This is a genomic window from Nocardia sp. CDC160 (assembly GCF_035818795.1).
Lineage (GTDB): Bacteria > Actinomycetota > Actinomycetes > Mycobacteriales > Mycobacteriaceae > Nocardia.
This window is the reverse complement of record NZ_JAYKYT010000008.1, coordinates 171,219-196,950: the sequence shown is the minus strand read 5'-3', so window position 1 is coordinate 196,950 and position 25,732 is coordinate 171,219. Positions and strand designations below refer to the sequence as shown.

The 25,732-nt window shown below is 67.1% G+C and carries 24 protein-coding genes, 2 tRNA genes and 1 pseudogene; 17 read left to right on the top strand and 10 right to left on the bottom strand.

Annotated elements, in window-relative coordinates:
- The first annotated feature begins 97 nt into the window (after positions 1–97).
- Positions 98–811 (top strand): GntR family transcriptional regulator, encoded by a 714-nt coding sequence (locus VMT40_RS35265; RefSeq protein WP_326363881.1) that lies wholly within the window; start codon positions 98–100, stop codon positions 809–811.
- A gap of 131 nt (positions 812–942) precedes the next feature.
- The gene (locus tag VMT40_RS35260; protein WP_326363880.1) at positions 943–2,358 is read left to right on the top strand and encodes an aldehyde dehydrogenase family protein; all 1,416 of its coding nucleotides are present in this window, start codon (positions 943–945) and stop codon (positions 2,356–2,358) included.
- A gap of 132 nt (positions 2,359–2,490) precedes the next feature.
- Here VMT40_RS35260 and VMT40_RS35255 read toward each other — a convergent pair.
- A tRNA-Leu gene (locus VMT40_RS35255) sits at positions 2,491–2,577 on the bottom strand.
- A 222-nt stretch (positions 2,578–2,799) separates the two neighbouring features.
- On the opposite strand from VMT40_RS35255, the gene VMT40_RS35250 reads away from it, so the two are divergent.
- The 6 genes and pseudogenes from VMT40_RS35250 (at position 2,800) to VMT40_RS35225 (ending at position 8,998) form a co-directional block, all read left to right on the top strand.
- The gene (locus tag VMT40_RS35250) at positions 2,800–3,423 is read left to right on the top strand and encodes an ANTAR domain-containing response regulator (protein ID WP_213560578.1); all 624 of its coding nucleotides are present in this window, start codon (positions 2,800–2,802) and stop codon (positions 3,421–3,423) included.
- Positions 3,424–3,648: 225 nt separating this feature from the next.
- Entirely contained in the window at positions 3,649–4,881 is a 1,233-nt protein-coding gene (locus tag VMT40_RS35245; RefSeq protein WP_326363879.1) for a branched-chain amino acid ABC transporter substrate-binding protein, read from the top strand.
- 78 nt (positions 4,882–4,959) lie between these two features.
- Positions 4,960–6,000, top strand: coding sequence for a branched-chain amino acid ABC transporter permease (locus VMT40_RS35240; RefSeq protein ID WP_326363878.1), 1,041 nt, complete (start codon positions 4,960–4,962; stop codon positions 5,998–6,000).
- The gene (locus VMT40_RS35235) at positions 5,997–7,226 is read left to right on the top strand and encodes a branched-chain amino acid ABC transporter permease (protein ID WP_326363876.1); all 1,230 of its coding nucleotides are present in this window, start codon (positions 5,997–5,999) and stop codon (positions 7,224–7,226) included. Before VMT40_RS35240 ends, VMT40_RS35235 begins: the two co-directional genes overlap by 4 nt.
- A gap of 35 nt (positions 7,227–7,261) precedes the next feature.
- A pseudogene (locus VMT40_RS35230) lies at positions 7,262–8,164 on the top strand (ABC transporter ATP-binding protein); the annotation flags it as partial.
- A 138-nt stretch (positions 8,165–8,302) separates the two neighbouring features.
- A complete protein-coding gene (locus tag VMT40_RS35225; RefSeq protein WP_326364032.1) occupies positions 8,303–8,998 on the top strand; it encodes an ABC transporter ATP-binding protein in 696 nt (231 codons plus the stop codon).
- 64 nt (positions 8,999–9,062) lie between these two features.
- Here VMT40_RS35225 and VMT40_RS35220 read toward each other — a convergent pair.
- Positions 9,063–9,135 (bottom strand) — tRNA-Trp (locus VMT40_RS35220).
- Between the two features lie 92 nt (positions 9,136–9,227).
- On the opposite strand from VMT40_RS35220, the gene polA reads away from it, so the two are divergent.
- On the top strand, positions 9,228–11,993 hold the full coding sequence (polA, locus tag VMT40_RS35215; RefSeq protein WP_442790109.1) for a DNA polymerase I: 2,766 nt from the start codon (positions 9,228–9,230) through the stop codon (positions 11,991–11,993).
- 52 nt (positions 11,994–12,045) lie between these two features.
- Here the strand turns inward: polA and VMT40_RS35210 are convergent, their stop codons facing one another.
- Positions 12,046–12,378 (bottom strand): hypothetical protein, encoded by a 333-nt coding sequence (locus tag VMT40_RS35210; protein ID WP_326363874.1) that lies wholly within the window; start codon positions 12,376–12,378, stop codon positions 12,046–12,048.
- A 453-nt stretch (positions 12,379–12,831) separates the two neighbouring features.
- Here VMT40_RS35210 and VMT40_RS35205 point away from each other — a divergent pair, with 453 nt between their 5' ends.
- Complete coding sequence (locus VMT40_RS35205; protein WP_326363873.1) at positions 12,832–13,263, top strand: 2-keto-3-deoxygluconate kinase; 432 nt, start codon at positions 12,832–12,834, stop codon at positions 13,261–13,263.
- Between the two features lie 123 nt (positions 13,264–13,386).
- On the opposite strand, the gene trxA is transcribed toward VMT40_RS35205, so the two are convergent.
- A complete protein-coding gene (gene trxA / locus VMT40_RS35200; RefSeq protein ID WP_326363871.1) occupies positions 13,387–13,752 on the bottom strand; it encodes a thioredoxin in 366 nt (121 codons plus the stop codon).
- Between the two features lie 78 nt (positions 13,753–13,830).
- Positions 13,831–14,325 (bottom strand): 2'-5' RNA ligase family protein, encoded by a 495-nt coding sequence (locus tag VMT40_RS35195; protein WP_326363870.1) that lies wholly within the window; start codon positions 14,323–14,325, stop codon positions 13,831–13,833.
- A gap of 93 nt (positions 14,326–14,418) precedes the next feature.
- Here VMT40_RS35195 and VMT40_RS35190 point away from each other — a divergent pair, with 93 nt between their 5' ends.
- The 4 genes from VMT40_RS35190 (at position 14,419) to VMT40_RS35175 (ending at position 18,353) form a co-directional block, all read left to right on the top strand.
- Complete coding sequence (locus VMT40_RS35190; protein WP_442790108.1) at positions 14,419–15,513, top strand: isocitrate/isopropylmalate dehydrogenase family protein; 1,095 nt, start codon at positions 14,419–14,421, stop codon at positions 15,511–15,513.
- Positions 15,514–15,686: 173 nt separating this feature from the next.
- Positions 15,687–16,598, top strand: a complete 912-nt coding sequence (locus VMT40_RS35185) for an ABC transporter substrate-binding protein (RefSeq protein WP_326363868.1) — start codon at positions 15,687–15,689, stop codon at positions 16,596–16,598.
- Between the two features lie 6 nt (positions 16,599–16,604).
- Complete coding sequence (locus VMT40_RS35180) at positions 16,605–17,546, top strand: amino acid ABC transporter permease (protein ID WP_326363866.1); 942 nt, start codon at positions 16,605–16,607, stop codon at positions 17,544–17,546.
- Positions 17,547–17,600: 54 nt separating this feature from the next.
- On the top strand, positions 17,601–18,353 hold the full coding sequence (locus VMT40_RS35175; RefSeq protein WP_326364030.1) for an amino acid ABC transporter ATP-binding protein: 753 nt from the start codon (positions 17,601–17,603) through the stop codon (positions 18,351–18,353).
- A gap of 73 nt (positions 18,354–18,426) precedes the next feature.
- On the opposite strand, the gene VMT40_RS35170 is transcribed toward VMT40_RS35175, so the two are convergent.
- The 3 genes from VMT40_RS35170 to VMT40_RS35160 form a co-directional block, all read right to left on the bottom strand.
- On the bottom strand, positions 18,427–19,269 hold the full coding sequence (locus tag VMT40_RS35170) for an alpha/beta fold hydrolase (protein ID WP_326363864.1): 843 nt from the start codon (positions 19,267–19,269) through the stop codon (positions 18,427–18,429).
- The gene (locus VMT40_RS35165; protein ID WP_326363862.1) at positions 19,266–19,697 is read right to left on the bottom strand and encodes a helix-turn-helix domain-containing protein; all 432 of its coding nucleotides are present in this window, start codon (positions 19,695–19,697) and stop codon (positions 19,266–19,268) included. The genes VMT40_RS35170 and VMT40_RS35165 overlap by 4 nt, the downstream gene beginning before the upstream one ends.
- Positions 19,698–19,764: 67 nt before the next feature.
- Positions 19,765–20,697, bottom strand: coding sequence for a LysR family transcriptional regulator (locus tag VMT40_RS35160; protein WP_326363861.1), 933 nt, complete (start codon positions 20,695–20,697; stop codon positions 19,765–19,767).
- Positions 20,698–20,768: 71 nt separating this feature from the next.
- Between VMT40_RS35160 and VMT40_RS35155 the strand changes: the two genes are divergently transcribed.
- A complete protein-coding gene (locus VMT40_RS35155) occupies positions 20,769–22,127 on the top strand; it encodes an FAD-binding oxidoreductase (protein ID WP_326363859.1) in 1,359 nt (452 codons plus the stop codon).
- 15 nt (positions 22,128–22,142) lie between these two features.
- Here the strand turns inward: VMT40_RS35155 and VMT40_RS35150 are convergent, their stop codons facing one another.
- Complete coding sequence (locus VMT40_RS35150) at positions 22,143–23,435, bottom strand: alpha/beta hydrolase family protein (protein ID WP_326363858.1); 1,293 nt, start codon at positions 23,433–23,435, stop codon at positions 22,143–22,145.
- A 162-nt stretch (positions 23,436–23,597) separates the two neighbouring features.
- On the opposite strand from VMT40_RS35150, the gene VMT40_RS35145 reads away from it, so the two are divergent.
- Together VMT40_RS35145 and VMT40_RS35140 are read left to right on the top strand one after the other, a co-directional pair.
- Positions 23,598–24,479 carry an SPFH domain-containing protein gene (locus VMT40_RS35145; protein ID WP_326363856.1) on the top strand — a complete coding sequence of 294 codons (882 nt, stop codon included), beginning with the start codon at positions 23,598–23,600 and terminating at the stop codon, positions 24,477–24,479.
- Positions 24,479–24,637 (top strand): hypothetical protein, encoded by a 159-nt coding sequence (locus VMT40_RS35140; protein WP_198347797.1) that lies wholly within the window; start codon positions 24,479–24,481, stop codon positions 24,635–24,637. The genes VMT40_RS35145 and VMT40_RS35140 overlap by 1 nt, the downstream gene beginning before the upstream one ends.
- A 58-nt stretch (positions 24,638–24,695) precedes the next feature.
- On the opposite strand, the gene VMT40_RS35135 is transcribed toward VMT40_RS35140, so the two are convergent.
- A complete protein-coding gene (locus VMT40_RS35135) occupies positions 24,696–25,568 on the bottom strand; it encodes a class I SAM-dependent methyltransferase (RefSeq protein WP_326363854.1) in 873 nt (290 codons plus the stop codon).
- Positions 25,569–25,732: the final 164 nt, after the last annotated feature.

Here is a 25,732-nt window from a genome sequence, read left to right as displayed (position 1 = left end):
TCCTGCAATACGGCGATCCAATCGTCGTCGGATCCCACGTGGAGGCGTAATCTTGACGCGTACCCAGGTGAGTCGTGGACTCGAGGAGGATCCGTCGATGACGTCGGCGAACGCCGCAACCGTCGAGCCGTACGCGGCCTTGGCCGTCCACCGCGACACCCTCGATCGCGCCAGCCGCAGCGCCCAGGTGGCCACGATCATCCGCAACAACATCCTGGCGGGCCACTTCCGCCCGGGCGCGCGCCTGTCGGAACCGGATATCTGTGAGGCACTGAAGGTTTCACGCAACACCGTGCGCGAGGCCTTCCGCACCCTCATCGAGGAGCGCCTGGTCACCCACGAACTGAACCGCGGCGTCTTCGTGCGTGTCCCCGCCATCACCGACATCGCCGAGGTCTACAAGTGCCGCCGCATCGTCGAATGCGCGGCGTTGCGCGACTACCCCCGAACCACCCCCGACCTCACCGAGGTCGCGGCGGCCCTCGAGCGCGCCGACCGCTACGCCGCCGAAAACGACTGGGCGGGTGTCGGTACCGCCGACGTCGATTTCCACCGAGCCATCACCGCCCTGAACGACAGCAGCCTGCTCGACTCCCTCATGGCCGGTGTCTGGAACGAACTCCGCCTCATCTTCCACGTAGTGGAAGACGCCAACGCCTTCCACCTCCCCTACCTCCACCGCAACCACGAAATCCTCGCCACCCTCACCCGCGGCGACTCCGCCACCGCCGCCACCATGCTCGCCGACTACCTGGCCGACGCCGAATCCCAAATCCGCACCGCCTACACCCGCATCACCACCCCGCAATAACCCGCGCCACGAAATCCCTTGCGCCCCAAGGCGACCTGGTCGAATAGCGTTGCGCTGCAAGGGGGCTACGCGTGTGTGCGGGGGCGGCGGGTATGCCGGAATCGAGACGAGATTCCGAGGAGGGAACGAGCATGCTCATTCGTGACGACGTCTTCATCGGTGGAAAGTGGGTACCGGCCGGTGGGGGACGGCGCGACATTGTGAACCCGGCGACCGAGGAGGTGGTCGCGCGGGTTCGTGACGGTGCCGCCGCGGACGCCCGGCATGCGGTCGAGGCGGCCCGGGAGGCCTTCGAATCCTGGTCGTCCACACCGCTGGGACAGCGGCTGGCCGTGTTGCGGCGGGCGCTGGCGATCTTCGGCAAGCGGGGTGAGGAGTTGGCGCGCACGGTGACCGCCGAGGTGGGCACCCCGATCACGGCGGCCCGGACGACCTCGGTCGGTGGGGCGGAGCGGCTGCTGGCCGAAACCGTCGATATCGCAGGGGGTTACACCTTCGAGACACGCGACGGGCCGAGTCTGATCCGGCGCGAACCCGTCGGAGTGGTGGCCGCGATCAGCCCGTGGAATCAGCCGCTGTACCTGGCCATGGTGAAGATCGCCCCGGCGCTGGCGGCGGGCTGCACGGTGGTGCACAAGCCCGGCGAATCGAGCCCGCTGTCGGCCTATCTGCTCACCGAGATCCTCGATGCCGCGGGCGTTCCCGCCGGGGTGTTCAATATGGTGCCCGGCACGGGTGCGGAAGTGGGCGAGGTGCTCGACACGCATCCGGCCGTCGACATGGTCGATTTCACCGGCTCCACCGCGGCGGGCCGCCGGGTCGCCGAACTGGCCGCGCTCACACTCAAACGTCTCGTCCTCGAACTCGGCGGCAAATCCGCCGCCGTCCTGCTCGACGACGCCGACCTCGAGCACGCGGTATCGGAATCCGTCCACAGCTGCCTGAACAACGCCGGTCAGATGTGCGGAGCCTGGACCCGAATGCTGGTGCCCCGCAACCGAATCGACGAGGCGACCGACTTGGCGGTCGCGGCCGTCGCGCAGTACCGCCAGGGCGACCCCGCCGACGAGTCCACCACCCTCGGCCCGCTGGCCAACGCCGCCCAGTACGACCGCGTCCGCGACTACATCCGCGCGGGCCTGCGCGAGGACGCGACCCTCGTGACCGGCGGCCTCGACCGCCCGCCCACCCTGGACCGCGGCTATTACGTCCGCCCCACCGTCTTCACCCACGTCCGCAACGACATGCGCATCGCCCGGGAGGAGATCTTCGGCCCCGTCCTGTCCTTGATCCCCCACGACGGCGACGATGACGCCGTGGCCCTCGCCAACGACAGCGACTACGGCCTACGCGGTGCCGTCTTCTCCGCCGACCCCGACCGCGCCCTTGCCGTCGCCCGCCGCCTCCGGACCGGCCAGGTCGACATCAACGCCTACAAAATGAACCCCCGAGCCCCCTTCGGCGGCTTCAAACAATCCGGCCTCGGCCGCTGCCAAGGCATCCCCGGCTTCGAAGAATTCCTCGAACTCAAGGCAATCCAACTCTGACCCCATCCCGCCACACCAAATCCCCCGCCCCAGAACAAAATTCCACCCCACACCCCCGCGACCGCAACCGCGGACCCGCGTACCGCATGAGAAAAGGGCTGCCCCGGCATCCACCGAAACAGCCCTTCACCTTGGTGCCGAGTGTGGGACTCGAACCCACACGTCCTTCCGGACAACGGTTTTTGAGACCGTCGCGTCTGCCAGTTCCGCCAACCCGGCGCACCGGGGAGAAATGATAGCGGGTGGGTGGGGGAAGACCCTAATCGAGGGGGTGGGGGGATGACATCGTTGTGATACTGGTCGGTTTGCGCTGGGTACGTGGGTTGTGGGGGCGGGGCGACGGTACTCTTTGGGGTACTCGGTGCGTGCTGGGCCTGCGAGGGTGGCGCGGGACGAGGTGGCATCGGGTAATCGGTATTCGGAAGCGACAGGGGTTCATCTATGGGAACGACAGCAGGGGGCGGTTCGAAGAAGGATGCCGCGGCGTCCGCCCCCAAGCGGGTGGTGGTTGCCGAGGACGAGGCGCTCATCCGGATGGACCTGGTGGAGATGCTCTCGGAAGAGGGCTATCACGTGGTGGGTGAGGCGGGCGACGGCCAGCAGGCCGTGGATCTCGCCGAGGAGTTGCGGCCCGACCTGGTGATCATGGACGTGAAGATGCCGCGCCGGGACGGTATCGACGCGGCGGCCGAGATCGCGTCGAAACGCGTTGCGCCGGTGGTCATTCTGACCGCCTTCAGCCAGCGTGATCTGGTCGAGCGGGCACGCGACGCGGGGGCGATGGCGTACCTGGTGAAGCCGTTCACCAAGTCGGATCTGGTACCGGCCATCGAATTGGCCGCGTCCCGGTTCCACGAGATCGCGGCGCTCGAGAGCGAAGTCGCGAATCTGACCGACCGGCTCGAGACCCGCAAGCTGGTGGAGCGGGCCAAAGGTGTGCTGATGCAGACCCAGGGTCTATCGGAGCCGCAGGCGTTCAAGTGGATTCAGCGCACGGCCATGGACCGCCGTACCACCATGAAGGCCGTCGCGGAAGTGGTGCTGGAGAACCTCGCCCCGAAGTAGGACGTATTTGCCGCGTCATAGCCCTGCTGTTGCCGGAAATCAACTGTAAAAGTTTACAGTGCGGTAACAGCGGGGCCTTTTCGTTTGTTGCGATGTCACATGGATGATTCGAATGTGATGCGGAGCTAACCTGGCAGGGCTATGTTCTGGTTCGGGCCGATCGATGGGGCGGCCCTCCTCGGTCACCGGGGAGCACAGAACATGAGGTGAATCGTGCTTGGTTCAATGACGCGCACGTCTTCGCTGCGACGCAGTCGTACAGCGCGAGCGGTGGTCATCGGCGCGGCGGCGGTACTGGCTTTGGCTTCTGCCGGATGTAGCAGCAAATCGACGGACAATTCGGGCGGTGGCGGGTCGAACCTGACCATTCAGCCGCTGGTTCAGGTGGACGGTCAGGGCAAGGAGGTTCCGGCCAAGGACACCTCCGCGGCCGCGGACCCGGCCGGTGACGGCAAGGGCAAGTGCGCACCGCAGACCATCGCGATGGCGGGCCCGCTGACCGGCGACAACGCCAATCTCGGCCTGAACATCGTCCGCGGTGTGAAGCTGGCGCTGGACCAGCACAACAAGGCCAACCCGGGCTGCCAGGTCCAGCTCAAGGAATTCGACACCGAGGGCGACCCGCAGAAGGCCACCCAGGTCATTCCGACCATCGTCAGCGATCCGTCCATCGTCGCCCTGATCGGCCCCACCTTCTCCGGTGAGACCAAGGCGACCGGCGCGATCCTCAACCAGGCCAACCTGCTGTCGCTGACGCCGTCGGCCACCAACGTCACCCTCACCACCAATGGCTGGGGCAACTTCTTCCGCGGCCTGGGCAATGACGGCATCCAGGGCCCGGCCGTCGCCGGATACCTCAAGGGCACCGGCAAGTTCAAGAAGATCTGCGTAATCGCCGACGACTCCGATTACGGCACCGGCCTGGCCAAGACCGTGACCGAGGGCCTGGGCTCGATCGCCGACCCGAGCTGCGCGGCCAACGTCAAGCAGAAGGACAAGGACTTCTCCGCGACGGTCTCCAAGATGGCCGCGGCCAAGCCGGACGGCATCTTCTACGCGGGCTACTACGCCGAGGCCTCGCCGCTGGTCAGCCAGCTGCGCAATGGCGGCGTGACCGCGACCTTCATCTCCGATGACGGCACCAAGGACGTCGAGTTCGTCAAGCAGGCGGGCAACGCCTCCAAGGACGCGCTGCTGTCGTGCCCGTGTGGTCCGGCCTCGGACAAGTTCGCCGCCGCCTACAAGGCGTTCAACAACTTCGACCCGGGCACCTACTCGACCGAGGGTTACGACCTGACCACGATCGTCATCAAGGGCATCGAGTCCGGCAAGACCACCCGCCCCGACCTCGTCGACTTCGTGAAGAACTACGACGGCCAGGGTCTGGCGCGCGAGTACAAGTGGGGTCCCACCGGTGAATTGGCGAACGCGCTGATCTGGATGTACCAGGTCAAGTAGCGCACACGATATTCGGAACAGCGGGTGCCGAGCACGGTTTCGGCACCCGCTGTTTCCTTAGGACGGCGAAAGTAACGAATGTCTGCACCCGCTCTGGCCGATGTGACACTGTTGGCGAGCAGTTCCATCGAATTCAATGTCTCCGGTGTCGTCGACCAATTCTGGCGGCTCACCGTGGAGGGCCTGACCTACGGTTCGATCTACGCCTTGGTCGCGGTCGGCTACACCTTGGTTTACGGCGTGTTGCGCCTGATCAATTTCGCCCACTCGGAAGTTTTCATGCTGGGCATGTTCGGCCAGCTGGTCGGTCTGATGGTCTTCGGATTCGCCGCCAGCGGTGACGTGTACTCCCAGGGTGTCGGGCTCACCGTCATCTATCTCGCGGGGGCCATGGTCTTCGGCATGCTGGTCTCCGGCGCGGCGGCCGTCGGCCTGGAACGCGTCGCGTATCGCCCGCTGCGCAAACGCGGGGCGAAACCCCTGATCTTCCTGATCACCGCGATCGGAATGTCGTTCGTGCTGCAGGAATTCGTGCACTACCTGCTGCCGAAGCTGTCGGGCAACAAGCTCGGCGGCCTCAACGCGCAGCAGCCGATCCTGCTGGTGAAGCCGAGCGAGCAGTTCCAGATCTTCGGGGCCTCGGTCACCAATATCGCGCTGGTGATCGTGCTCGCCGCGGTGGCGCTGGCGCTGACCACCGAATTGCTCATCAACCGAACGAAATTCGGCCGCAGCATTCGCGCGGTCGCGCAGGACCCGGACACCGCGACGCTCATGGGCGTCTCGCGCGAGCGGGTCATCATGCTGACCTTCCTCATCGGCGGTGTGCTCGCCGGTGCGGCCGCTCTGCTCTACACGCTGAAGATCCCCAACGGCATCATCTACAACGGCGGATTCATCCTGGGTATCAAGGCTTTCAGTGCCGCGGTGCTCGGTGGCATCGGCAACCTGCGCGGCGCGCTGCTGGGCGGGCTGCTGCTGGGTCTGGCCGAGGACTACGGGCAGATCCTGTTCGGCACGCAATGGCGCGATGTGGTTGCCTTCGTGGTGCTGGTGGCCGTGCTGATGATTCGCCCGACCGGCATTCTGGGCGAGAGCCTGGGGAGGGCGCGGGCATGACGAACACGAAAACCGCTCCCGCGCCAGCGGATTCGTCCGCCGGGCACGGTGTGGGTGACGCCATTCGCGGCTGGTGGGGTGGCCTGTCGCGACCGGCGCAGTGGGCCTTCGGTGTGCCCGCGGTCCTCGTGCTGGCGATCCTGCCGCTGTTCAAGATCCCGCTGCTGGACACTCCCGGCACCAGTTTCGGCGGCGTCATGGCGCAGTTCGCCATGTACGCGCTCATCGCCATCGGCCTGAATGTCGTTGTCGGACAGGCGGGTCTGCTCGACCTCGGGTACGTCGGCTTCTACGCGGTCGGCGCGTACACGGTCGGTCTGCTGACGAGTCCGAACAGTCCGTGGAATCAGACCGCGGGCGGCTGGCTCAACCCGAAATGGGCGTGGCTGCTGTGTGTTCCGATCGCGATCCTGGCGACCGCGATCTCCGGGCTCATCCTGGGCACGCCGACCCTGCGGCTGCGCGGCGACTACCTGGCCATCGTGACCCTCGGCTTCGGCGAGATCGTGCGCCTGCTGGCCGACAACCTGCCCGACATCACCAATGGCAGCCTCGGCCTGTCGCGGATCCAGTATCCGCACCTCGGCGAGTCCACCAAGCATCCGGACGGCTTCTTCTCCTCCGGCAATCTCGGCGACCAGCACTCCTGGAATCCCTTGGACCGGGCCAACTCCGGCACCTGGTGGTACTGGCTGGGCATCGTGCTGGTGGTCATCGTGCTGATCTTCGTCGGCAATCTCGAGCGCAGCCGCGTGGGCCGCGCCTGGGTCGCCATTCGCGAGGACGAGGACGCCGCCGAGATCATGGGCGTGCCCACCTTCAAGTTCAAGCTGTGGGCGTTCATGATCGGCGCGGGCATCGGTGGACTCTCCGGCGCGCTGTACGCGGGCCAGGTGCAGTTCATCAACCCGACCGGGTTCAACGTCATCAACTCGATGCTGTTCCTGTGTGCGGTGGTGCTCGGCGGGCAGGGCAACAAGCTCGGCGTGATCGTCGGCGCGTTCCTGATCGTGTACCTGCCCAACCGACTCATGTCGGTCAATGTGGGCGGACAGTCGTTGGGCGACTACAAATATCTGTTCTTCGGACTCACGCTGGTGGTGCTCATGATCTTCCGGCCGCAGGGTCTGTTCCCGGCTCGGCAGAAGCTACTCGCCTACGGGCGACAGGTGTATCGAGCGGTGCGACGGCCGGTGGCCGCGCCGACGACGGGAGCAGCGCAGTGACGGGGCCGGGCGACGCGCTCTTCGACAACGAGGACATGGCGGCGGGATACACGGAGGCTCCCGAGGTCGAACCCGCCGGTGTGCTGGACGTGACGGAAGTCCTTCCGGTGCTCGCCGATTCGGACGCGGTCGCCGAGATTGCCGCACCGCATCGCGAAATCCAGACCGCCATCGGCGCGCCCCTGTTGCGCACCGACGGGCTGACGGTGAAGTTCGGCGGCCTCACCGCGCTGGACAATGTGAGCTTCGAGATCCGCCGCGGCGAGATCCTCGGACTCATCGGACCCAATGGCGCGGGCAAGACGACCTGCTTCAACGCCATCTCCGGCGTGTACCGGCCCTCGGGTGGCACGGTCTACTTCGACGGCAAGCCGTTGACCAAGACCAAGCGCAACGAGATCACCCGCCTCGGCATCGCCCGCACGTTCCAGAACATTCGGCTCTTCAGCGAGATGACGGCGCTGGAGAACGTGGTGGTCGGGGCCGACGCGCGGCACAAGACCTCGGTGCCGGGCGCGGTGTTCCGCACGCCGCGGCATCGCGGTGAGGAGCGCGAGGCGCTCGAAAGAGCCATGGCGCTACTGGAATTCGTCGGTATCGCACCGCAGGCGGTGGAGAAGGCGCGCAATCTGTCCTACGGCGATCAGCGTCGGCTCGAGATCGCGCGCGCCTTGGCGACCGAGCCGAAGCTGCTGTGCCTGGACGAGCCCGCGGCCGGGTTCAACCCGAGCGAGAAGTCCGCGCTCATGGATCTGATTCGCAAGATCCGCGACGACGGGTACACGGTGCTGCTCATCGAGCACGACATGCGGCTGGTCATGGGCGTGACCGACCGGATCGTGGTGCTCGAGTTCGGCCGCAAGATCGCCGACGGGCTGCCGGAGCAGATCCGCCAGGATCCCTCGGTGATCAACGCCTACCTGGGCGTGCCGGACGAGGCCGACGCCGAGCGGGCCGAGGACGCCGCGGAGGCGGAAAGCGTTGGTGGCGAACCCGTTCCGGATCTGGCCAAGCGATTGCCGGGCTCCGAGGCGTCCGAGGTCGCGGCCGGGGACACGCTGCTCAGCGTCGACGACATGGTCGTCAACTACGGCAGAATCCAAGCCCTGCACGGCATTTCGCTGAATGTCGGCCAGGGTGAGCTGGTCACCCTGCTGGGTGCGAACGGCGCGGGCAAGACCACCACCATGCGCGCCCTGTCCGGCCTGCTGCCGCTCACCCGCGGCCGCATCATGTTCCAGGGCCGCGACATCACCCGCATGAAGGCCCACGAGCGCGTCGTGGCGGGCCTCATCCAGGCCCCGGAGGGTCGCGGTGTCTTCCCGGGCATGACGGTCCAGGAAAACCTCGACATGGGTTGCCACGCAAGGCCGTTCAAGTCCAAGGGCGAGTACGGGCAGACCCTGGACTGGGTCTTCGAGCTGTTCCCGCGCCTGTTGGAGCGTCGTCGCCAGGTCGGCGGCACCCTCTCCGGCGGTGAGCAGCAGATGCTGGCCATCGGTCGCGCCCTGATGGCCCGCCCCCAGCTGCTGCTCCTGGACGAGCCGTCGATGGGCTTGGCCCCCATGGTGATTCAGCAGATCTTCCGAATCATCGCCGACATCAACGCCCAGGGCACCACGGTCCTGCTGGTCGAGCAGAACGCCCAACAGGCGCTCACCCGCAGCCACCGCGCCTACATCCTGGAAACCGGCGATGTCACCAAGACCGGCGACGGTCGTGAACTCCTACACGACCCCGCCGTCAAGTCCGCCTACTTGGGCGTCGGCTGAATCCGGCCCCCGAGAAAGCATTCGGGCCCGGTCACCCCACGGTGACCGGGCCCGAACCTTCAAGCAGGGGCGACAGGAATCGAACCTGCAACCTGCCGCTTTGGAGACGGCTGCTCTGCCAATTGAGCTACACCCCTTTGACGGGTGATCACGCTACCAGGTGGCGGGTCCGGGATGAAATCGGTTTATCGACCTGCGCCGACGGGCCGAGTGCGCCCGCTGCGCACGGATGTCGGTGGGGATACCTAGACTCTGTCGGGTGACCCCTGCCTCTACTGATCAGCGTCCTGCCGTCGTGTCCGCAGCCAGCTCCGGGGAGCGGCCGACGCTGCTGTTGCTGGATGGACATTCGCTGGCCTATCGCGCGTTCTTCGCGCTGCCCGCGGAGAACTTCAAGACGCAGAGTGGGCAGACCACGAATGCCGTGTACGGGTTCACGGCGATGCTGATCAACCTGTTGCGGGACGAGAAGCCGACGCATGTGGCGGCGGCGTTCGATGTGAGCCGCAAGACGTTCCGGACCGAGGCGTATCCGGAGTACAAGGCGAATCGGTCGACCACGCCCGACGAGTTCAAGGGGCAGGTGGAGACCACCCAGGAAGTGCTGGGGGCGCTGGGGATTCCGGTCATGGCCATCGAGGGGTACGAGGCGGACGACATTATCGCCACCCTCACCACGCAGGCCGTGCCGCAGGGGTTCAAGGTCCTGATCGTGACGGGTGACCGGGACTCGCTGCAGCTGGTCAACGATGACGTCACCGTGCTCTACCCGAAGAAGGGCGTCTCCGAGCTGACCCGGTTCACCCCGGCGGCGGTGGAGGAGAAGTACGGTCTGACTCCCGCGCAGTATCCGGACTTCGCGGCCCTGCGCGGCGACCCGAGCGACAATCTGCCCGGCATTCCGGGCGTGGGGGAGAAGACCGCGGCCAAGTGGGTGCGCGAGTTCGGGGATCTGAACACGCTGGTCGACCAGGTGGACAAGGTCAAGGGCAAGGTGGGAGACGCCTTGCGCGCCAACCTGTCCGCCGTGGTGCTCAACCGGCAGCTCACCGAGATGGTCAAGGATGTGGCGCTGCCGTACACGCCGGATCAGCTCGCCATGCAGCCGTGGGATCGCGACAAGATCCACCGGCTGTTCGACGAGCTGGAGTTCCGGGTGCTGCGCGACCGGCTCTTCGACACCCTCGCGCCCGTCGAGCCCGAGGCCGAGTCCGGCTTCGAGATCAGCGGTAGCGCGCTGGCCGCCGGAACCGTGGCCGACTGGCTGGCCGAGCATGCCAAGGCCGGTGTGCGGCACGGTGTCTCGGTGGTCGGCAATGGTTCGCCGGTGCACGGTGACACCCAGGCCATCGCCCTGGCCGCCGCCGATGGCGAGGGCGCGTACATCGACGTGCACACGCTGACCCCCGAGGACGAGAAGGCGCTGGGGGCCTGGCTCGCCGACCCGGAAACCCCGAAGGCGTTGCACGAGGCCAAGACCGCCATGCACGCGCTGCGCGGGCGCGGTTGGCAGCTGGGCGGGCTCAGCACCGACACCGCGCTGGCCGCCTACCTGATCCTGCCGGGCCAGCGCACCTTCAACCTCGAGGACCTGTCGCTGCGCTACCTGAGCCGGGAATTGCGCGTCGACAATGGCGGGGAGACCCAGCTGTCGCTGCTCGATGACGAGGAGCAGGTCGACGCCGAGGTCGCCAATGCCCAAATGCTGCGCGCCCGTGCGGTTTCCGACCTCGCCGACGCCTTCGACGCCGAGCTCGAGCGCATCGAGTCGACCGCGCTGCTCGGCGATATGGAACTCCCGCTGCTGGGCGTGCTCGCCGATCTGGAGGCCGCGGGCATCGCCGTGGATTCCGCGCAGCTCGAGGAACTGCAGCGCGAATTCGCCGACCGCGTCGCGGACGCCGCCAATGCCGCCTACGAGGTGATCGGCAAGCAGATCAACCTGGGCTCGCCCAAGCAGCTGCAGGTGGTGCTGTTCGACGAGCTCGACATGCCCAAGACCAAGCGCACCAAGACCGGCTACACCACCGATGCCGATGCGTTGGAAGGGCTTTACGAGAAGACCCAGCACCCGTTCCTGCAGCACCTGCTCGAGCACCGCGACGCCACCCGCCTGAAGGTGACCGTCGACGGCCTGCTCAAGTCGGTCGCCGACGACGGCCGCATCCACACCACCTTCAACCAGACGGTGGCCGCGACCGGTCGCCTGTCCTCGACCGAGCCCAACCTGCAGAACATTCCGATCCGCACCGATATGGGCCGCCGCATTCGCGACACGTTCGTGGTGGGCCCCGGCTACGAGTCGCTCATGACCGCGGACTACAGCCAGATCGAAATGCGCATCATGGCCCACCTGTCCAAGGACGAGGGCCTGATCGAGGCCTTCAACTCCGGCGAGGACCTGCACAACTTCGTCGCCTCGAAGGCCTTCGACATCCCGATCTCCGAGGTGGACCCGGAACTGCGCCGCCGCATCAAGGCGATGTCCTACGGCCTGGCCTACGGTCTGTCCGCCTACGGCCTGTCCCAGCAGCTGAAGATCAGCGCCGAGGAGGCCAAGGTCCAAATGGACGTCTACTTCAACCGTTTCGGCGCCATTCGCGACTACCTGCGCGACGCCGTCGAACAGGCCCGCAAGGTCGGCTACACAGAAACCCTCTTCGGCCGCCGCCGCTACCTGCCCGACCTGGACTCCTCCAACCGTCAGCGCCGCGAGGCCGCCGAACGCATGGCCCTCAACGCCCCCATCCAGGGCACCGCAGCCGACATCATCAAGGTCGCCATGATCGACACCCAGCAGGCGATCCGCGACGCGGGCCTGAAATCCCGCATGCTGCTCCAGATCCACGACGAACTCGTCTTCGAAGTGGCCCCCGGCGAACGCGAGCAACTGGAATCCCTTGCCCGCGAACACATGTCCAACGCCATCGACCTCTCCGTCCCCCTCGAGGTCTCCGTCGGCGTAGGCCGCTCCTGGGACGCCGCCGCCCACTGACCCGATGACCGCGCCCGGCGGCGATTCGTTGGGGACGATGGCTGCTCGGGCGCTAGCGAGCCAGCTGGTCGGCCATGGAGGCGGCGAGGTTGGAGGCGGTGCGGCAGGCTTTCGCGCAGGCGTGTTCGTCCAGGCGGTCGCAGGAGTCGGCGGTGCGGGCGCAGGCTTCGGCGGCCAGTTCGCACAGGGCCGAGGACCAGGTTGATTGGCGTTCGAGGAAGTCGCCCGCGGTGCGGGTGATGTCGGCACAGTCGAGGAGTTGGGCGAGGTGGGTGCGGGTGGCGTGTTTGCCGCCCGCGTCGATGGAGTCGAGGGCCTGGCGGCAGCAGGCGCGGTGGGCGCCCAGCAGGGCATTGACGGCGGATTGCAGGTTCGGATCGGTCATCGTGAGCTCCCTGTCCGATAGGTCGGAAATACTCGCTGTCCGATAGGTCGGGAAGGTCTGAGCCGGGCGTGTTCACGGAGCGGTCGATCGGTGGTCCGACGGTGTTTGCCCATTGTGGCATCGAGGGGTGGTAGACCCCGGTCGCATGTCGGGTGACCTGCGGCAAAGTTACTCGTGGGTCGATTGCGAATATGGTTGCCATTGCGTGGGTATGCACTTATGCTCGACCCCGTGCCGAATCCCGCCTCCAGCCGCAGCGCAGTGCTCGATGTCGCCGACCGCGACCGCGCAGCGCTTATCTCGCTTACCGCGAATGTGGCTGACGCGCGCGTACTCGTAGTTCTCCGCCGTAGCGGGGTCTGATTCGGACCGGCCCCTCGCTGCGGCCGATGAACTTTTCTTGCTGGTCCCCTCTGTCACTTTCTTCGGAAGAAGTCGGGAAGACCTAGTTCAATGACCATCACCTTCGATACCTCCACGCTGTTCGCCGCTGCCCCCGCGAGCCTGCGGGCCGAATGCACCGGCCTGACCCCCGCCCAGTTCCACAACCGGTACTGCGAGCCGACCGGCCCGGTCAAGCTCAGCGACTGGTCGCCGATCGGCCACCGCGCCGGGACCGCCACCCTCGAAATCGCCGATCGCCTGCGCACCGTCGTGGCGACGGGCAGCCCGGTGGCGGCGCTGACCTCGGCCCTCTACGACGAGGGCTATCCGGTGGAGATCCTGCAGTTCCACCAGCGCCGGACCGAGGACGGCATGGCCACCTTCGTCCAGTGCGAGTTCAACGGCCGTCGCGGCTGGGGTGCGGCCCTGGCCGAGGATGCCGCCGAGTCGACGATCCGCGCCATGATCGCGGGCATCAACCGCCTCGGTACGCACTTCTGAGAAACGAAATCCCGTGACCGACGCAGCTGCTTCGGTCACGGGATTCGAATCGGGTCAGTGTTGAAACGCCAAGCGCCGCATCTCTTTTCGGGGGAGATGCGGCGCTGAGGTGTGCGCGGCGTGTTACTTCGCCTGCTGCTCGGCGATCTGCTTGCGGACGTCTTCCATATCGAGCGCCTTCACCTGGGTGACGAGGTCCTCGAGGGCGGCCGGGGGCAGCGCGCCGGGCTGGGCGAAGACGAGAATGCCCTCGCGGAAGGCCATGAGCGTCGGGATGGAGCGGATGTTCGCGGCCGCGGCCAGGCCCTGCTGATCCTCGGTGTCGACCTTGCCGTACACCACGTCGGTGTGCTTCTCGGACGAGGCCTCGAAGGTCGGGGCGAAGCTGCGGCACGGGCCGCACCACGATGCCCAGAAATCGACGAGAACAATGTCGTTTCCGGTGACTACCTCGTCAAAGTTCTGCTCGGTCAGGGTCTGGGTGGCCATGGCTTCCTCTCGTGTGGATGTCCCCGATAGCAACACCGGGCACTGCGGTTATCTTCCCCCGGATGGCCGGGCGTGGTGCTAACCCGCTGCCACGGGCCATTCGACGCGCCGATCACCGTCCCACCGCCGAATACCCTCCACCGTAGCCCGGAAATCCTTGTCCCAGGCCACGGCATCGAGCGCGGCCTGGATTTGGCCGGGTCGTAGCCGCCGCGCCAGCGTGACGTGCGGGGTCCAGGCATCGGGCCGCAGATTCGCGGGTATGCCGGGGCAGTCCTCGACTATTCGAAAAATCCTGTGCTGCAAGGCGATCAGCTCGGCCGACGGCACCACGGCCCGCACCAGAATGGGCGAGCGCGACCCGAACATCAGCAGCCCGCCCAATCGGACGGTGAAGGGCTGGAAGTCCTGCTGCCCCAACGGCTTCTCCAACCGCGGCCAGATCTCCGAGGCCACCGCCACCGTGATGTGCGGCCGGTGCTCGGCCCCCGGCGCGTGCAATCCCAGCTCCCGCAGCAGCGCCCACTGCCCGCGCACCGTGGCCTCGGACGTCGAGTCCAGCACCAACTCCACCGATTGCACCATGGTGTCCCGAACTTACGCCGAGGTCTCGAAACATGCTCGGAAGATGCGCCGGGGAGGCGCGATCGGGCAGGTTGCGCGAGGATGACTGCCATGAGCGAGATCGACACGCCACTACGTCTGGGCCTGTTGGAAGGCGACGGTATCGGCCCGGAAATCGTGCGCGCGACCCGGGAAGTGGTCGACGACGCGGTCGAGGCGACCGGTCTGTCGCCCGTGCAATGGGTGCGTTTGCCACTCGGTCACGAGGCCATCGAGGAGTACGGCAATCCGGTGCCCGAGCAGACCCTCGAGGGACTCGCCGAGCTCGACGCCTGGATCATGGGCCCGCACGACAGCGCCTCCTACGCACCCGAACACCGCGTCGGCCTGCCGCCCGCGGGCGCGGTCCGCAAACGCTTCGGCCTCTACGCCAATATTCGCCCGGCCCGCACCATCGAGGGCGTGCGCTCGGTCGCCCCGGCCATGGATCTGCTGATCCTGCGCGAGAACACCGAGGGCCTCTACGCCGACCGCAATATGGCCGCCGGTTCGGGCGAGTTCCAGCCTTCGCGCGACGTGGCGCTGGCCGTCGGAGTCTTCACCCGCGCCGCCATCGAGCGCATCGCGCACCTGGGTTTCGAGATCGCCGCCGAGCGTGGCAAGAAGGTCACCATCGTGCACAAGGCCAATGTGCTGCCGATGACCATGGGCATGTTCCGGGACGTCTGCTACGAGGTCGCTGCGGAGTATCCGGACATCGAGGTCAGCGATGAGCACGTGGACGCCGCGGCCGCCCATCTGGTCCGCGCGCCCGGTGACTACGACGTGATCGTCACCGAGAACCTCTTCGGCGACATCCTCTCGGATCTGGCCGGGGAGCTGAGCGGTTCGCTCGGCATGGCGGCCTCGGTGAACTGTTCCGACACCCAGATCATGGCGCAGGCCGTGCACGGCGCGGCCCCGACGCTGGCCGGTCGCAATCGCGCGAATCCGGTGGCGCTGTTCAACTCCGCGGCCGGGATGCTGCGCTGGATGGGCCGGACCCAGCGCTACAGCGCCTTGCGCCGCGTTGGAGAGCGCATTGAACACGCAGTTGCGGATACGTTGCGGGCCGGTGTCGCCACGTCCGATTTGGGTGGGCTAGCATCTACCTCCGAATTCACCGAGCAGGTGCGCGCCCGGCTGCACCGCTGGTGAGCGCGCACTTCCGGGACCGGGCGTGTTCGGCCACGCAACGGCGTGTCGCCGATTAATGTTCGGTTACCGACCGACGTGGACGGTGTCACTCGCCTACATTTCACAGTGCCTAGGTGAAAGCAAGGGGCGTGTGTCGTCCGGATGTCGCGCACCCGAACTCGTGGAGGACTGCTGTGTCTGTTCGTAACTCTCTCCGTGGGCGTGCCCTGCGGGCCGCCTGCGTGCTCGCGGGCGGTGCCCTGGTGCTGACCGCCGCCTGTAGCAACAACTCGGAGTCGAGCAATCCGACTGTCGCGAAGGTCGATGTGGCCAAGGTCGACACCATCGCCGCCAAGGTCCCCGCGGACATCAAGTCCTCCGGCAAGCTCACCGTCGGCGTGAACGTGCCCTACCAGCCGAATGAGTACCGCGACCCGAGCAGCGGCAAGATCGTCGGCTTCGACGTGGACCTCATGGACGCGGTCGCCAAGGTGATGGGCCTGACCGCCGACTACAAGGAAGCCGACTTCGAGAAGATCATCCCGTCCATCGAGGCGGGCACCTTCAATGTCGGCATGTCCTCGTTCACCGACAACAAGGAGCGCGAGGCCACCGCCGACTTCGTCGACTACTTCTCCGCGGGCAGCCAGTGGGCCCAGCAGAAGGGCAAGCCGGTCGACCCGGACAATGCCTGTGGCAAGCGAGTCGCGGTGCAGCGCACCACGGTTCAGGACACCGACGAGATCCCGGCCAAGTCCGCCAAGTGCGTGGCCGCGGGCAAGCCGGAGATCCAGAAGGTCGCCTACGACGAGCAGTCCGCCGCCGCCAACGCGCTGGTGCAGGGCCAGGTCGACGCCATGTCCGCCGACTCCCCGGTGACCGCGTACGCCATCAAGCAGGCCAGCGACAAGATCGAGGCCGCGGGCAAGATCTTCGACTCCGCGCCCTACGGCTGGCCGGTCAAGAAGAGCTCCCCGCTGGCGCCGGTGCTGCAGGAAGCCGTGCAATACCTGATGGACAACGGCCAGTACAAGAAGATCGCCGAGAACTGGGGTGTCCAGGAGGGCGCGATCACCAAGTCGGTCATCAACGGAGCATCGAGCTAAAACCTTATGTCGCAGGACAATTCCGCAGCCTCTACTGCGACTGTCGAGAACACCGAGCCCGAGCCGATCAAGGCGATTCCGCTGCGTCGGCCGGGCCGGTGGATCGCCGCCGCGATCATTCTCATCGCCCTGGGGCTGTTCCTCTGGGGCGCGAAGACGAATGACGCGTACCACTGGGACACCTACTTCAAGTACCTGGGCGACAAACGAATCGCCAAGGGCGCGTTGGTGACCCTGGAACTGACCGTGCTGGCCATGCTGATCGGCGTGGTGCTGGGCGTGGTGCTGGCCGTCATGCGGCTCTCGCCGAACCCGGTGCTGCGGTCGGTGGCGTGGGTGTACCTGTGGATCTTCCGCGGGACGCCGGTCTATGTGCAGCTGGTGTTCTGGGGCCTGTTCCCGTCGCTGTACAAGACGATCACGGTCGGTGTGCCGTTCGGGCCGTCGTTCACGCATTTCGATGTGCAGCACTGGTCCGCGCCGTTCTTCTTCGCCATGATCGGCCTGGGTCTCAACGAGGCCGCCTACATGGCCGAAATCGTGCGCGCCGGAATCAATTCCGTGGGCGAGGGGCAGCGGGAGGCCTCGGTGGCGCTGGGCATGTCGTGGTCGCAGACCATGACCCGCACGGTGCTGCCGCAGGCCATGCGGGTGATCATCCCGCCGACCGGCAACGAGCTCATCTCCATGCTGAAGACCACCTCGCTGGTGACGGCCATCCCGCTCACCACCGACCTCTACGGCCGGGCCCGCGACATCTACTCCATCAACTTCCAGCCGATCCCGCTGCTGCTGGTGGCGGCCACCTGGTACCTGCTCATCACCAGCGTGCTCATGATCGGCCAGTACTACCTGGAGCGGTACTACGCGCGCGGCTCGACGCGGCAGTTGACGGCAAAACAGTTGCGCGCCTTGGCCGCGGCGCAGGTCGCGGGCGGAACGGGATAGGTGAACGCGGATATGTCGCTCATCAAGGACACGCTGCCCACGACGGATGTGCCGATGGTGCGCGCCGACCGGGTGGCCAAGAACTTCGGCGCGCTGCAGGTGCTCAAGGGCATCACCCTGGAGGTGAAGCGTGGCGAGGTGCTGTGCCTGATCGGTCCGTCCGGTTCGGGCAAGTCCACCTTCCTGCGCTGCATCAACCACCTCGAGCAGGTCAATGCCGGACGGCTCTACGTGGACGGCGAGCTCGTCGGCTACCAGGAGAAGAAGGGCAAGCTCTACGAGCTGCACCCGCGCGAGGCGGCCAAGCAGCGCCGCGATATCGGCATGGTCTTCCAGCACTTCAATCTGTTCCCGCACCGCACGGCGCTGGAGAACATCATCGAGGCGCCGACCCAGGTCAAGAAGATCAAGCGCGCCGACGCGGTGGTGCGCGCCAAGGAACTGCTGGCCCGAGTCGGCATGGCGGACAAGGCCGATGCCTATCCGGCCCAGCTGTCGGGCGGCCAGCAGCAGCGCGTGGCGATCGCCCGCGCGCTGGCCATGGACCCCAAGCTCATGCTGTTCGACGAGCCGACCTCGGCGCTGGACCCCGAACTGGTCGGCGAAGTTCTCGGCGTCATGCGCGAACTCGCGGCGGACGGCATGACCATGGTGGTGGTGACCCACGAGATGGGCTTCGCCCGCGAGGTCGCCGACCAGCTGGTCTTCATGGACGGCGGCGTGGTCGTCGAGGCGGGCAACCCCCGCGAGGTCCTCGCCAACCCCCAGCACGACCGGACGAAGGCCTTCCTGTCGCGCATCCTCTAGTCGCACAACAAGATCAGGGAGCTCTCCCGGAGGAATTCGTCCGAATTCCTGCGGTGAGAGCTCCCTGATCTTGTTATTTCTGGAGGAACTCGAGGACGGCGTCGGTCTGGCCGAAGATGGCGTGGCCGACGCCGGGGAGGACGCGGGTCGTGGCCTCGGGGATGGAACGCTCTGCGCGAGCGGCGGTTTCGGCGGACTTGAACATGCGGTCATCCGCGCCGACGATCACCAGGACCGGCATCTTCAGGCCGCTCAGCTGGGCGTCGGTGAAGATCGGGAGCTTGCCCATGCGCGGGTTGAAGTGGGTGAAGGTCAGCGCCACGTCGTCGAGAACTTCCGTGTGGTCGGTGGCGCTCAGGCCGGTGACGATGGCGGCGGTGCGGCGCAGATCGTGATTGCTGAACAGATGGTCGAACAGGTTCCTGAAGATCCAGCCGAACTTCTGCTTGCCGATGCCCGCGGGGCAGTAGAGGGCCAGTTTGCCGACCCGATCCGGGCGTCGGATGGCATAGTCCACTGCGATCCAGCCGCCGAGCGACATGCCGATGAAGGCGGCCGAGCCTGAAATGCCAAGGCCCGCAAGGACATCGTCGAGCCAGTCGGCGAGGGCGTCGGAGCCGAGTTCGGGTCGGGATTCGGCACTGCCGCCGGGCTCGCCGACGATATCGACGGCGTAGACGCGGAAATCCTGTGTCCAGGTGGCGATATCGCCGCGCCAGGTCGCGGAGTTGCCGCCCGAGCCGTGCAGGGCGATCACGGGCGGGGCGTCGGCCGGACCGGAGGCCACCACGAAGGTGTCGCCCTCGCGGGTCGGGATGTGCAATTGCTCGGCGGGAACCGGCCACTGCCGCAGCAGTTCTCGGTAGCGGGCCTGGATGGCCTCGCGACCGGCCTCGGACTTGTAGATCGCGTTCACGACGCGAGCACTCCTTCCATGTATTCGAGCAGCCGGGCGGTATCGCCCAGGCCGCCGACGAGAATGACCTTCAGGCGGGCGCGTTCGCGGTCGTAGAAGGTTTGGACCCGCAGGGGTTGGTCGTTGGCGAATCGATTGCCCGCCGCGCCGGTGAGCAGGCTGCTGACGCGGTCGGCGGTGGTCTGGTCCACCGCGTCCACCTCGACAATGCTCGAGACTTCCGAATGCCGTTGCCGGGCAACCGATTCACGCAGGCTCTCGGGGGTGGGCAGGCCGGTGAACGCCTCCAGGTCGGCCTGATTGATGCGGTACTGCTTGCCGATGCGGGTGGCGGGCAGCTTCCCGTCGCGCACATAGCCGCGGACGGTACGGACATGGAGTCCGAGGCGGTCCGCGACTTCCTCGACGGAGTAGAGACGATCTGTCACGAAAACTACCCTAAACTTCCCTATCAGTGATCGCAATAGGGATATTTAGGTGATGGTGTGACAGTGGCTACGTTCGGTGATTCGCAGCCTGAGTGTCGCGGGTCGCGTTCTTCCAGTGCGAGAGCGCGATTCGCAGCTGGCCGAGCAGGACCTTCGCCGCCGGGCTCAACGGCCGTTCGGTGTTCCAGGCCAGGACCAGACGGCCGCGCATGGCCGGGTCGATCTCCAGGGTGCGCACGCCCAGCGCCGCCGCCTCGTCGGCGGGGAGACGCGGGATGACGGCCACGCCCAGCTCATGGGCGGCCAGCCGGATGAGCAGCGGGGGAGTGGCGGCCTCGAAGGCCACGTCCGGGGCGAGACCGGCGGCGGCGCAGGCGTTCTCGAGGAGTCCGCGCAGTCCGGTGCCGCGCGGTAGGCAGATGAGGGGATGTTCGCACAACTCCGCCAGCGTGATTCGCTCACCGAAGCCCTCGGCCGCGAGCGGCACGGCCGCGACAATGGCGCTGTCGTAGACGGTTTCGGTGCCGATGGCGGGCTCCAGATCGCCGGAAATGCTCAGCACGCCGATATCCAGATCGCCGCGGCGGACGGCGGCGTGCATGGCATCGGAGGTGTCCTCGGTCAGGGAGATGCCGATCTGCGGGTGATCGCGGTGGAAATCGGCCAGCACCCGCGCCATGTCGATCTCCTCGAGCGCGCCACCGGCGATCATGCCGACCCGGACGTGCCCGCGCAGCAGGCCGGTGAACTCGTCGACCGTGTGGGTGATGCGCTCGACCTGTTCCAGGGCCGCGCGGGCCATCGGCAGCACCGCCTCGCCGACCGGGGTGAGGGTGACCGAGCGGCTGGTGCGGTCCAGAAGCGGTTGTCCCAGTTCGCGTTCCAGCTGCCGGATCTGCGAGCTCAGCCCCGGCTGCGCCAAATGCAGGCGGGCCGCCGCCCGGGTGAAATTGGCCTCCTCGGCGACCGTGACGAAGTACCGCAGCTGACGCAGTTCCATAACTGCTGATTCTAGCTACAAGAAAAACTATCTGTTGGAGTTATTGATCGAGTCCGGGCAGAGTCTAAGACATGACGAAGACAGCGAAGATCGACATCACCACCACCGGCCCCGTCTTCCAGCCGGGTGACACCGGCTACGACGCGGAGATCGCCGGATTCCAGACCGCCTACACCCACCGCCCGTCCGTGGTCGTCGGCGCGGTCCACACCGAGGACGTGCGCGCCGCCGTGGAATACGCGGCGCGCCACGGACTTTCGATCGCCGTGCAGGCGACCGGGCATGGGCTGTCCGTCGCCACCGACGGCGGGGTGCTCATCAGCACCCGCCGCATGACCGATATCCGCATCGACGCCGAGCGTCGCATTGCCCGCGTCGGGGCGGGCGTGCAGGCCGGGGCGCTGATCGAGGCGGCGGCCGCCCACGGGCTCGCGCCGCTGAACGGCTCCTCGCTGTCGGTCGGCGTGGTCGGCTACACCCTGGGCGGCGGCATCGGCATCCTGGCCCGCGAATTCGGGTACGCCGCCGAATATGTGCGCGGCATCGAGATCGTCACCGCCGACGGGCGGGTGCGCCGCCTGACCCCGGGCGACGAACTGTTCGGCGCGGTGCTGGGCACCGGCGGCAACTTCGGTGTCGTGACCGCGCTGGAACTCGAATTGCTGCCGATCACCGAGGTTTACGGCGGTCAGCTGCAATTCGACACCCCACTTGTCGCGCCCGCGCTGGAGGCTTGGCGGCTGTGGACCCAGGACCTGCCCGAGCAGATGACCTCGGCCATCACCATGCTGACCATCCCGAACATCCCGCAGGTTCCCGAACACCTGCGCGGCCGCTACACCGCGACCATCAATATCGCCTTCACCGGGACCGCCGAGGAAGGCGAGCGACTGGTCGCACCGCTGCGCGCGATCGGCGACCGTATGGCCGACGACCTGCGGGTCATGCCCTACACCGAGACCCACGGCATCTACCGCGATCCGGATCACCCGCACCCGTACACCGCGACCAACGCGCTGCTGGCCGAGCTGCCCGCCGACGCCACCGACGCCTTCCTGGAGGCGACCGGTCCGGAATCGTCGCTGCCGGTCGTCGCCGGATTCCGGCACCTCGGCGGTGCGCTGCGCCGACCGGGACCGAACGGCATCGCCATGGACCACCGCGACGCCGAGTACGTCGCCCGCGTGATCGCCATGCCCGGCGCTGACGCCGACGCCATCCGCGACGGTCTGGCGGGTATTCGAAAGGCATTGCAGCCCTGGGAGATCGGCCACAACCTGAACTTCCTGTACGGCGGCGGCGACGTGGCCGACGAGGAGCAGACGCGCGGCGGATACAGCTCGGCGACCTACGAGCGGCTGGCCGGACTGAAGGCGAAGTACGACCCGGCCAACCTGTTCCGCAACAACCGCAATATTCGTCCTCGCTAGCGCGAACGGCGAAAGCTACCGCGGCGCGGTGAGTTCCTGGAACCACCGCACCGCGGCGGCGATTCCCGCCTTCCCGGATCCGCTGTGGTCGACCGGCCCGACGTCCACGGTGGTGGCGTCCACGCCCTGCGCGCCGAGATACTCGCGGCATCGAACGCTGTTGCCCGGGACGACATCTCGGTCCTCGCTGCCGGTGTAGAGCCGGATCGGCACCCGCGGTGTCCCGGTCCGGCAGACCTCGTCGGCCGTCCGCAGGGCCGCCGCCAGCCGATCGCTCGGATGGCGTAGCAGATCGAGCCCGTGCGGAGTCAGCAGCAGATCCACATTCTCCGGTAGGTTCTCGACGATCTGTTGCTCGGTGCGCGTGCCGTCGAACAGCTGCTCCACGGTGCTGTCGTAGGGCGCGCGGAAGACCTCGCCGGGCGAGTCGTAGAGCTGGTGCAGGCGGTTCCAGGCCGTGAGGAAGTAGCCGGAGTAGAAGACCGCGGAGGTGGGGTCCAGCTCACCGGCCAGGAGCGCGGGCAACTCGGTCTCGCGGATGTCGTAGGGGCCACTGATCGGGGCCGCCGCCGCGGTGTGGAAGGTGTCGGTCGCGGTGCCGCCGAGGTTGCGCGCCACGCCCAGCGCGGCCGGTCCGCCCTGCGAGAACCCCGTGAGGTCGACACCCGGTCGCAGCTGGCGTCCGGTGGTGTTCACGAAATCCCTTGCCGCGCGCAGCATGTCGACCGAGGCCGTGGTCTCGGACGGCAGATCCAGGTACGGATGCTGTCCCGGGCCAAGCCCCAGGCCCAGATAGTCCGGCGCGATCCCGGCGAACCCCGCACCGGCGAAGGTGAGGGTCGCGGCGAGGTCACCGCCGTGCTCGGCGACCGACGGCGCGTCGGCCTTGGTGGCCATGGTGCCGTGTTCGAACAGGACCGCGGTGAGGTCGTGGTCGGGGGTGGCGGGCAGGGCGAGCAGTCCGGTGGCGGTGGTGGCCGAGCCGGAGGGGTCGACGGTGTCGTAGGTCAGGCGGTAGGTGTCCGCGCCGAACCGCGCTGTGCCGGTATCGAATCCGGCGTCGGCGAGCACGGCGGTGAGCTGCTCCGGGCTGAGGGTGCGCAGAGGCTCGGAGCGCACCAGTCGCCCCCGGTCGACGGACGGGGCGGCGGAGCTCACGGGATCCGGGGCGCAGGCGGTCAGGACCGCGCCGCCGAGCAGCAGTACGCCCATCGCGAGGGCCGCGATGGGCCGCCGTCGGTGTGCCCGCGCGCCGAGCGCATGCCGTGCCCGCGTGCCGTGAGTCGTTGTGATCGAGCCGATTTCCATACCGAAACCACACCGCCGCCCGGCACGAGGGGGCAATGCGACCGAGGTAGCCCGCTCATCGGGTGCCCCCTACCGGGGTATGACGCGGTCGGGGTCGAGCCCTTGCCGCCGCCCGTCGGGAGCGCTATCGTCGTGATATCACTTCGATACTAGGAGGATGTCATGGAGTTGCGTCGGGCCTTTCGGCTGAACGGCTTCATCATGCTGGGGGTGCTGGTACTGCTGGCCATCGCGATCGCCGCCGAGGCCCATGGCTTGCACAGCCGGGCCAGCGATCACTCCGGCTCGTCGACCGCTCTCGGCGTCCTGCTCGCGCTGACGATCCTGGCCACCGTGCTGGTGCTCACCGGATTCATTACCGTGAATCCCAATCAGGCCAAGGTGATTCAGTTCTTCGGCCGCTACATCGGCTCGGTCAGCGAGGCCGGATTCCACTGGATCACTCCGCTGTCGACCCGTCGCGGCATCTCGCTGCGCGTCCGCAACTTCGAGACCCAGAAGCTGAAGGTCAACGACCTCGACGGCAATCCGGTCGAGATCGCCTCGGTCGTCGTCTATCAGGTGGTCGACAGCTACAAGGCCGCCTTCGCGGTCGACGACTACGAGGACTTCGTGACCACCCAGTCCGAGACCGCGGTCCGGCACCTGGCCACCACCCACCCCTACCAGTCCGACGACTCGGACACCCCGAGCCTGCGCGACGGGGCCGAGGTGGCCAGCGAACTCACCGCCGAACTGCGCGACCGCACCCAGCTGGCGGGCATCGAGATCATCGAGGCCCGCATCACCCACCTCGCCTACGCGCCGGAAATCGCCCAGGCCATGCTGGTTCGCCAGCAGGCCGCGCAGGTGGTGGCGGCCCGCTCCCGCATCGTCGAGGGCGCGGTGGGTATGGTCGGCATGGCCCTGGACCGCCTGTCCGAGCAGGGCGTGGTCGAACTCGATGAGGAGCGCAAAGCGGCAATGGTCTCGAACTTGCTGGTCGTCCTGTGCGGCGACCGCGCTGCCGCCCCCGTCGTCAACGCCGGATCCCTCTACGCGTAATGGTCAAGCGCGAGCCGAAAAAGGTGCTGCTCCGGCTCGACCCGGCGGTCCACGACGCCATCGCCAAATGGGCCGCCGACGACCTCCGCAGCATCAACGCCCAAATCGAATACGCCCTCAGAATGGCCTTGAAACACGTAGGCCGCGAACCCAAATGACTCCGCCGCCCCGCCGACTCCGGTTGGGGCGGCGAAGTTTCGGCGAGTGGCGAGTGGCCTAGTTTCGCTTCTCGGTGACGAAAATGGCTGTGCCGGGGAAGATCTCGCCGCGCAGGGGGCTCCACTGGCCCCATTCGCGGTCCAGCCATTCGGGCCAGTCGGGTTCGATGATGTCGATGAGGGTGAGGTTGGCGGCGACGATTTCGCGGACGCGGTCGCCAATGGTGCGGTGGTGTTCGACGTAGGTGGGCTCGCCCTCGGAGTCCAGCTCGACGTAGGGGGTGCGGTCGAAGTAGGGGATGGTGGCGCGCAGGCCGTCGGGGCCCGGGTCGTCGGGGAAGATCCAGCGCATGGGGTGGTTCACGGAGAAGACCCAGCGGCCGCCGGGCTTCAGGACGCGGTGGACTTCGCGCATGACCCGACCGGAGTCGGCGACGAAGGGGACCGCGCCGAAGGCCGAGCAGGCCAGGTCGAAGGATTCGTCGGCGAAGGGCAACTCCTCAGCGCCCGCCTGAATCAAAGGAACGCGCGGGCCGCCCGCGGCCATGGCGGCCAGGCCGCGGTCCAGCATCGCGCGCGAGATGTCGAGCCCGACCGGGTGCGCGCCGTGCGCGGCCAGCCAGCGCGAGCAGGGCGCCGAGCCGCAGCCGATCTCGAGGATCCGCTTTCCTTCTATATCCCCGAGCAGATGCCAGTCACCCTCGTGCAACCCCTCCGGGCACCACACGAACTCGCCCGCGGGGGAGTCCACGCCCAGGAAGTCGGCGTGTGTCTCGTGGTAGGCGGCGGCGTCCGCGTCCCACCACTTGCGGCTGGCCCGTTGCGAGGACTGCGAATCGACCTTGGCGCGGGTCACTCCCACCGTCCCGAGCAGGGCATTGGCTTCGGCGTGCCGGGTGTCGTCGGGGGCGGCGGAGTGATCTTCGGACATGGGCATACCCTAGCGAGGGTGACGGTGGGACCCATGTTTGCTTGGTACAACACACGTCGCGTACGCTGTTTTCCGCGAGTGTCTTCTGTACCCGGTTTCTCGAGACCGAGTAGAGCAGACAATCGTGCTGTGAGTCCGCATGCTTTTCAGGGCAGCGTTGTGCA